Genomic DNA, 6,778 nt, shown 5'->3' with positions numbered 1-6,778 from the left:
TTTTCTAGAAGCCATCACCGAAGTCACCCTTCTGTTCTGCAATTTCGCAGCTGCCCTTTCGCTTATACCTTCTTACAGACTTACAGAAATGCCCTTCAGGAAACAAGCCCTAACAGCTCGCTCCTGAAGGGCATTTCTTTGCTTGCTGCCCGCAAAAGCCGTTTTCACTCCCCACTAACTTACGCCTTTTCCTTTCTTCCGGCTTCCGACAGCTGCCTTGCTGCGCTTGCCACAGGTATAGGTATGCATGGACTTTCTATATAAAAACAACATATATCATATTCTGAAATAACCCTTGTCATTCTTTAGGCCTCTACGACCCGCTACCTTTGATACATTAAATAATACAAGAAAAATCAAGGGCACTAATACACACAAGATCATGAAAAATTCAAATTTATTCACACTGCTGGTTGCAACCGCCCTGTTCCTGGGATCAGGCCTGAGCAACCTCCTGCTTGCCCAGGACCTGTACCGCTTCACCGGGAAGCCTGTTCTGACAGTAATGGGAGGATCTACCATACACGACTGGGAAATGTCTTCTGCACAGTCTCAGGGAAAAGCGGAAATGTTGGTGGAAGGGACTTCGCTCAAGAATGTCAAGTCTGCGAACGTGACAATGAAAGCAGAGTCGCTGAAAAGTAGCAAAGACAGAATGGATGGAATCGCTTATGAGGCGCTCAAAACCAAAAAGCACGCCGATATCCAGTTCACGCTGACCTCTTTCAAAAACCTGGGCGGCAACAAGGCACTGGCAACCGGCAACCTGACAATCGCAGGCACGACCAAACCAGTTTCTTTCAAGGTGGAGACAAGCACAAAAGGAAGCATTGTATCCTTAGCAGGAGAAACGGCCATCAAATTCACCGATTTCAACCTCACGCCTCCCACGGCCATGATGGGCACCATCAAAACCAGCAATGACCTCAAGCTGCTATTCAAAGTCAATTTCCAGCAAGCTGCTGCTATCCAATAACTGAAAATTTTTAAAAGATATTTAATTCTTATAGTCATGAAAAAAACAATACTTTCTTTAAGCTTGATGCTAGGCTTGAGCTTAAGTTCTTTTGCTCAGATCACGCTCTCCGACATGAAATACTGGAGACCGTATGACAAGAGAGGCCTCAACGTTTTTGAAACCGGCAAAACAGACACCGCTACTTTTGAAGGGGTCAAAGTAAGACTGGGCGGCGGCTTTGCACAGCAGTTTCAGGGACTGCAGCACAAAAACACCGCTACGGCGATCATGCAGACACAAAGCGGTGCCGAAGTGAACATGAACCAACTGATGCCCATCGAGAATGGCTTCAACCTGGCTTCTGCCAACCTGAACCTAGACGTAGCGCTTGCCGATGGTATCCGGCTGAACCTGGTTACTTACCTGTCTTCCCGGCACCACTCTGAAGCCTGGGTGAAAGGCGGCTACATCCAGATAGACAAAGCTGAGTTTCTCAACAGTGCGTTGGTGAACAAGCTGTTTGAGAACCTGACCCTACGTGTCGGCCACATGGAAATCAACTACGGCGACGCTCACTTCAGAAGAACAGACAATGCGCACGCACTGCAAAACCCGTTCGTAGGCAACTACATCATGGATGCCTTTACAACCGAAATCGGTGCCGAAGCCATCTACCAGTACAAAGGATTCCTGGCCGTAGGCTCTGTTACCGGCGGCGAAGTGCAGGGTGGTATCCAAAGCCCTGGCATGAGAAAGCCTTCTTTCATCGGCAAGCTCGGTTATGACAGTCAGCTATCCGAAGACCTGCGGGTGAGACTGACCGGTTCCGTGTACACCACGGCTGGTTCTGTTAGAAACACGCTGTATGGCGGCGACCGTGCCGGCTCACGCTACTTCCTGGTAATGGACCCAGCGAGAGTAGCAAGCGGAGCAGCCGTAACACCAGCCACGCACTTTACCTCAGGCCACATCAACCCGGGTTTGACCAACAGCCTGACTGCCCTGGTGATCAACCCCTTCGTTAAGTTCAAAGGATTGGAAATCTTCGGTAACTTCGAACAGGCCAAAGGCAAAGGCCGGCTGGGCGCTGCTGACGAACCGACTGACCGTACCTGGAGACAACTTGGAACAGACCTGGTATACCGCTTCGGTGGCAACGAGAACTTCTACGTAGCAGGACGCTACAATGTAGTAGAAGGACGCCTCGCTCCTTCTGCTGCTGCTCCTACCGTCCAAAACAACAATGTGACCCTGCAACGGGTACAGGCAGGTGCCGGCTGGTTCGTAACCAAGAACATCGTTGCCAAAGCGGAATATGTGAAGCAGCAATACAAAGGCTTCGCTCCCAGCGACATCCGTCACGGTGGCCAGTTTGATGGCTTCATGATCGAAGGCGCTATTTCATTCTAAAACTCAAGCTCATGTTGCTCATCCGTATCTTTGTGGTTGCTGCCTCTATGCTAAGTGCGGCGCTGCTCCCAAAAGAAGAGTTTGTCGTTGTCAAAGGAAACAAGATAACCGTACAGGCACATACTTCGCTCGGAACCATCAACTGCGCTTACACAGGCAGCAGCCAGAAAGATACCCTATACCTGAACAGGCAGCATCTGAAGAAAGACAGGCTGAAGCTGACGATCCCTGTTGAGAAGTTCAACTGCGGTAATCTGCTCCTCAACAGGGACTTTGCCAACACGCTGAATGTAAAGCAGCATCCGGAGATAGAAATCGAACTGATCAGCCTCAAAAGACAGGGCAAGGACTACAGAGGAGCACTGGAACTGGAACTGGCCGGCAAAACCATTCTCCTGGACGATGTTCAGTTCTATACCTGCTCCGGCAATGCTTCTGACCTGTTGAAGAGCAACATTTGCCTGGATTTCTCTGAAATCGGTCTCACGACTCCCAAAAAGCTGAGCGGACTGTTCAAGGTGCAGGATGAGCTTCGGATCACAGTGGAGCTATACCTGAATAACAGGCAAAACACCGGCCTGCTTCCCAAATCAGCCGTGACTTTGAAAGGACGTTAGGCTCAAGCAAGGTTCTAAGGCCTCCGCCGGAACGTACAGAAGCAATAGTTAAGTAGACAAAAAGCCCCGAAGCCATGCTCCGGGGCTTTTTGTCTTTTGACCATGCTGCCGCTAGGTCCTTAAATATTAAATCCTTTTGCCAGGAAGGTTATACCTGTTGTGTTGCTCCCTGATGTATAAAAACTAATTAGTGTGATCTGGCATAGTCGGCCATTCCCTGAAAATCGACAATCACAACCGGTTCATTGCCAACCACCCAGGCATCGTGGCCCGGAGGCAGCATCGATACATCACCGGCTTTGCAGTCAAACTCAGTACCATCATCCATTTTCACATGCATGACACCAGAAATCTGGTATTGGAAGTGAGCAGCCTGGCAACTATCAGTCTTAGCGATAGGCTTCACAGATTCCGACCATTTCCAACCGGGCTCTAAGGTCGCTTTCCCAACCATGGCGCCACCCACCTGAACGAGTTCCAGTTTACCTTTCGGAAAGTCTCTCACTTCCTCCGGAGAAGCAAAGTTTTTTACTTCGGCTTTCTCCACTGTTGTGGTCTTTTGCATAATTTTTACTCTTTAATTAACCGTTACTCAGCATGACATTTCACCAGGAAAGAATCCTCTATAGTCGCAATTACCAACAGTGCGGCTTACTTTTTACTTCACTTATCACCAGGTCAGCGTGACGTAAACGTATCCCGTATCCCGGGTAATCAACTGTTGGCATGATGAACAACTTCAGCTAAACATGAAATCTGTTCATATGCCTTATCATCACCTATCTTTTTACTAGCGGGGCTGCGCTTTGTTCTATAGCTCACTCATTTTAAACCACGCTTTAGTAAATAGTTTGTGAACCGAAACGCTTCCGCTGCATACCGGCTGGTTATCCCCCTTAATCACCCGGACAATTTGTCTGAATATCGCTAAACCCTTTCTAATCAACCTGTCAATTTTACAGCAAAACCATCTGATAGTGCTATTGGCTGAACCTTTGCTCACTACCTCGTAGAATAAGTAAACTGTAGAACAGAGGCAGAGCTATGAATTTTAATAACTATACCATCAAAGCCCAGGAGGCCATTCAAAAGGCCACCGAGATAGCAGGCGGCTTTCAGCAGCAGGCTATCGAAACCGGGCACATACTAAAAGCGATACTGGAGACAGACGAGAATGTCACCAACTTCCTGCTCCAGAAACTCAACATCAACGGCAACATCCTGCACACCAAACTGGATGAGGTGGTTGCCGCTTACCCCAAAGTGAGCGGTGGCAGCCCCTACCTGGCCAACGATGCCAATGCAGCCTTGCAGAAAGCGACCTCTTACCTGAAGGAATTCGGGGATGAATTTGTCGCCATCGAACACATGCTGCTGGGCCTGCTGGCGGGCCGCGACAAGGTAGCCGGGCTGATGAAGGATGTGGGCTTCAATGAAAAAGACCTGAAGAAAGCCATAAAAGAATTGCGCGGCGGCGCCAAGGTAACCGACCAGAACGCCGAAGCCAAGTATAACTCGCTCAAGCGTTATGCCCGCGATCTCAACGAGATGGCTCGCAATGGCAAGATCGACCCGGTGATCGGGCGTGACGAGGAGATCCGGCGGGTGCTGCAGATCCTGAGCCGACGCACCAAGAACAACCCGGTATTGCTGGGTGAGCCGGGCGTAGGTAAGACGGCCATCGTAGAAGGCCTGGCGCAGCGCATCGTGAGTGGCGACGTGCCCGAAAACCTGAAGAACAAAACGCTGATGAGCCTGGACATGGGTCTGCTGGTAGCAGGCGCCAAGTATAAGGGTGAGTTTGAGGAGCGACTCAAGGCCGTGATCAAAGAAGTAGTGGATGCGGAAGGCGATATTGTGCTCTTCATCGACGAGATCCATACTCTGATCGGGGCGGGTGCCGGCGGCGAGAGTGCCATGGACGCAGCCAACCTGCTGAAGCCGGCACTGGCGCGTGGCGAGCTGCATGCCATCGGTGCCACTACACTCAAAGAATATCAGAAGTACATCGAGAAAGACAAGGCGCTGGAGCGACGTTTCCAGGCCGTAATGGTGGACGAGCCAAGCGTGCAGGATGCCATTTCGATCCTGCGCGGTATCAAAGACAAGTACGAGGTGCACCACGGGGTACGCATCAAGGACGACGCCATCATTGCGGCAGTCGAGCTGTCACACCGCTACATCACAGATCGTTTCCTGCCCGACAAAGCCATTGACCTGATGGATGAATCGGCAGCCAAACTGCGCATCGAGATCGACTCGCTGCCCGTGGAACTGGATGAGATCCAGCGCCGCATCATGCAGCTGGAGATTGAGCGCGAAGCCATCCGTCGTGAAAATGACAAGGACAAGGAAACAGTTCTTTCGAGGGAGATCGCCGAGCTCTCCACGAGGCGCGATGACCTGAAAGCCAAGTGGCAGAACGAGAAGCAGATCATAGAAGGCATCCAGAAAGCAAAGGAAAACATCGAAAATTATAAGCTGGAAGCAGAACAGGCCGAACGCTCCGGCGACTATGGCCGTGTGGCCGAGTTGCGCTACGGCAAAATACAGGAGGCAGAAGCACAGCTGAAAGAACTACAGGAGCAGGTACACCAGATGCAGGGCGAAAACCCGATGCTGCAGGAAGAAGTGACGTCTGAAGACATCGCCGAAATTGTAGCCAAGTGGACAGGTATACCGGTAAGCAAAATGCTGCAGAGCGACCGCGAAAAATTGCTACACCTCGAAGAGGAACTGGGCAAGCGCGTAGCCGGCCAGGAGGAAGCCATTCAGGCCATTTCGGATGCCGTGCGCCGAAGCCGTGCCGGCCTGCAGGACCCGAAACGCCCGATCGGCTCCTTTATCTTCCTGGGTACGACCGGTGTGGGTAAGACCGAGCTGGCCAAGGCACTGGCCGATTATTTGTTCAACGACGAGAACGCGATGGTACGCATCGACATGAGTGAGTACCAGGAACGCCATGCGGTGAGCCGTATGGTGGGAGCGCCTCCGGGCTACATCGGCTACGATGAAGGTGGTCAGCTGACAGAGGCCGTGCGCCGCAAGCCCTACTCCGTGGTGCTGCTCGACGAGATCGAGAAAGCGCACCCAGATGTGTTTAACATCCTGCTGCAGGTGCTCGACGATGGTCGCCTGACCGATAGCAAAGGCCGTGTGGTGAACTTCAAGAATACGATCATCATCATGACCTCCAACATAGGGTCGCAGATCATACAGGCTAACTTTGAGAAGATGACGCCACTCAACGAGGAGGATATGCTGGAGCAGACCAAGGAAGAAGTGTTCGACCTGCTGAAAAAATCGGTCAGGCCGGAGTTCCTCAACCGTATCGACGAGCTGGTGATGTTCCGTCCGTTGAGCCGGGGCGACATCCGCAAGATTGTTACGATACAGTTTGCCCACATCCAGGAGCGTCTGGAAGAAGCTGGTATACAGCTGATCGCGACAGACGAAGTGCTGGATTATCTGGGCGAACAGGGCTACGATCCGCAGTTTGGTGCCCGTCCGTTGAAGCGTGTGCTGCAGCGCCAGGTGCTCAACGAGCTGTCCAAGGAAATATTGGCCGGCTACATAAATAAAGATTCTGTGGTAGAAGCTGTACTACAGGACGGCAAAATACGTTTCAATAATGTCGACATCGAGCTACCGACAGAAAGGTGAGTTAGAAGTTTAGATAAGTTTAGAGTTTAGTTTAGTTAAGCAAAAGGTCTCTTCTTGGTTGGGGAGGCCTTTTGTTATTTATATTCAGTTGATGAAATATTAGTTATCTTTAAAAGTGAAGCTAAATCAT

Annotated in this window: 5 protein-coding genes; 4 read left to right on the top strand and 1 reads right to left on the bottom strand. The window is 50.9% G+C overall.

Annotated elements, in window-relative coordinates:
• Positions 1-382 precede the first annotated feature (382 nt).
• From OB13_RS10350 to OB13_RS10340, 3 genes are read left to right on the top strand one after another with little or no spacing between them, the layout of a single operon-like run.
• Entirely contained in the window at positions 383-976 is a 594-nt protein-coding gene (locus tag OB13_RS10350; RefSeq protein ID WP_461490091.1) for a YceI family protein, read from the top strand.
• A 36-nt stretch (positions 977-1,012) separates the two neighbouring features.
• Positions 1,013-2,368, top strand: coding sequence for a hypothetical protein (locus OB13_RS10345; protein WP_461490090.1), 1,356 nt, complete (start codon positions 1,013-1,015; stop codon positions 2,366-2,368).
• Between the two features lie 11 nt (positions 2,369-2,379).
• Positions 2,380-2,985, top strand: a complete 606-nt coding sequence (locus tag OB13_RS10340; protein ID WP_461490089.1) for a YceI family protein — start codon at positions 2,380-2,382, stop codon at positions 2,983-2,985.
• Between the two features lie 187 nt (positions 2,986-3,172).
• Here the strand turns inward: OB13_RS10340 and OB13_RS10335 are convergent, their stop codons facing one another.
• Positions 3,173-3,550 (bottom strand): cupin domain-containing protein, encoded by a 378-nt coding sequence (locus tag OB13_RS10335; RefSeq protein WP_461490088.1) that lies wholly within the window; start codon positions 3,548-3,550, stop codon positions 3,173-3,175.
• Positions 3,551-4,029: 479 nt separating this feature from the next.
• On the opposite strand from OB13_RS10335, the gene clpB reads away from it, so the two are divergent.
• Positions 4,030-6,648 carry an ATP-dependent chaperone ClpB gene (gene clpB / locus OB13_RS10330; protein WP_461490087.1) on the top strand — a complete coding sequence of 873 codons (2,619 nt, stop codon included), beginning with the start codon at positions 4,030-4,032 and terminating at the stop codon, positions 6,646-6,648.
• The last annotated feature ends 130 nt before the right edge of the window (positions 6,649-6,778 follow it).

The sequence above is a fragment of the Pontibacter sp. HJ8 genome (genome assembly GCF_054824225.1).
This window is presented reverse-complemented; position numbering and strand designations above follow the sequence as displayed.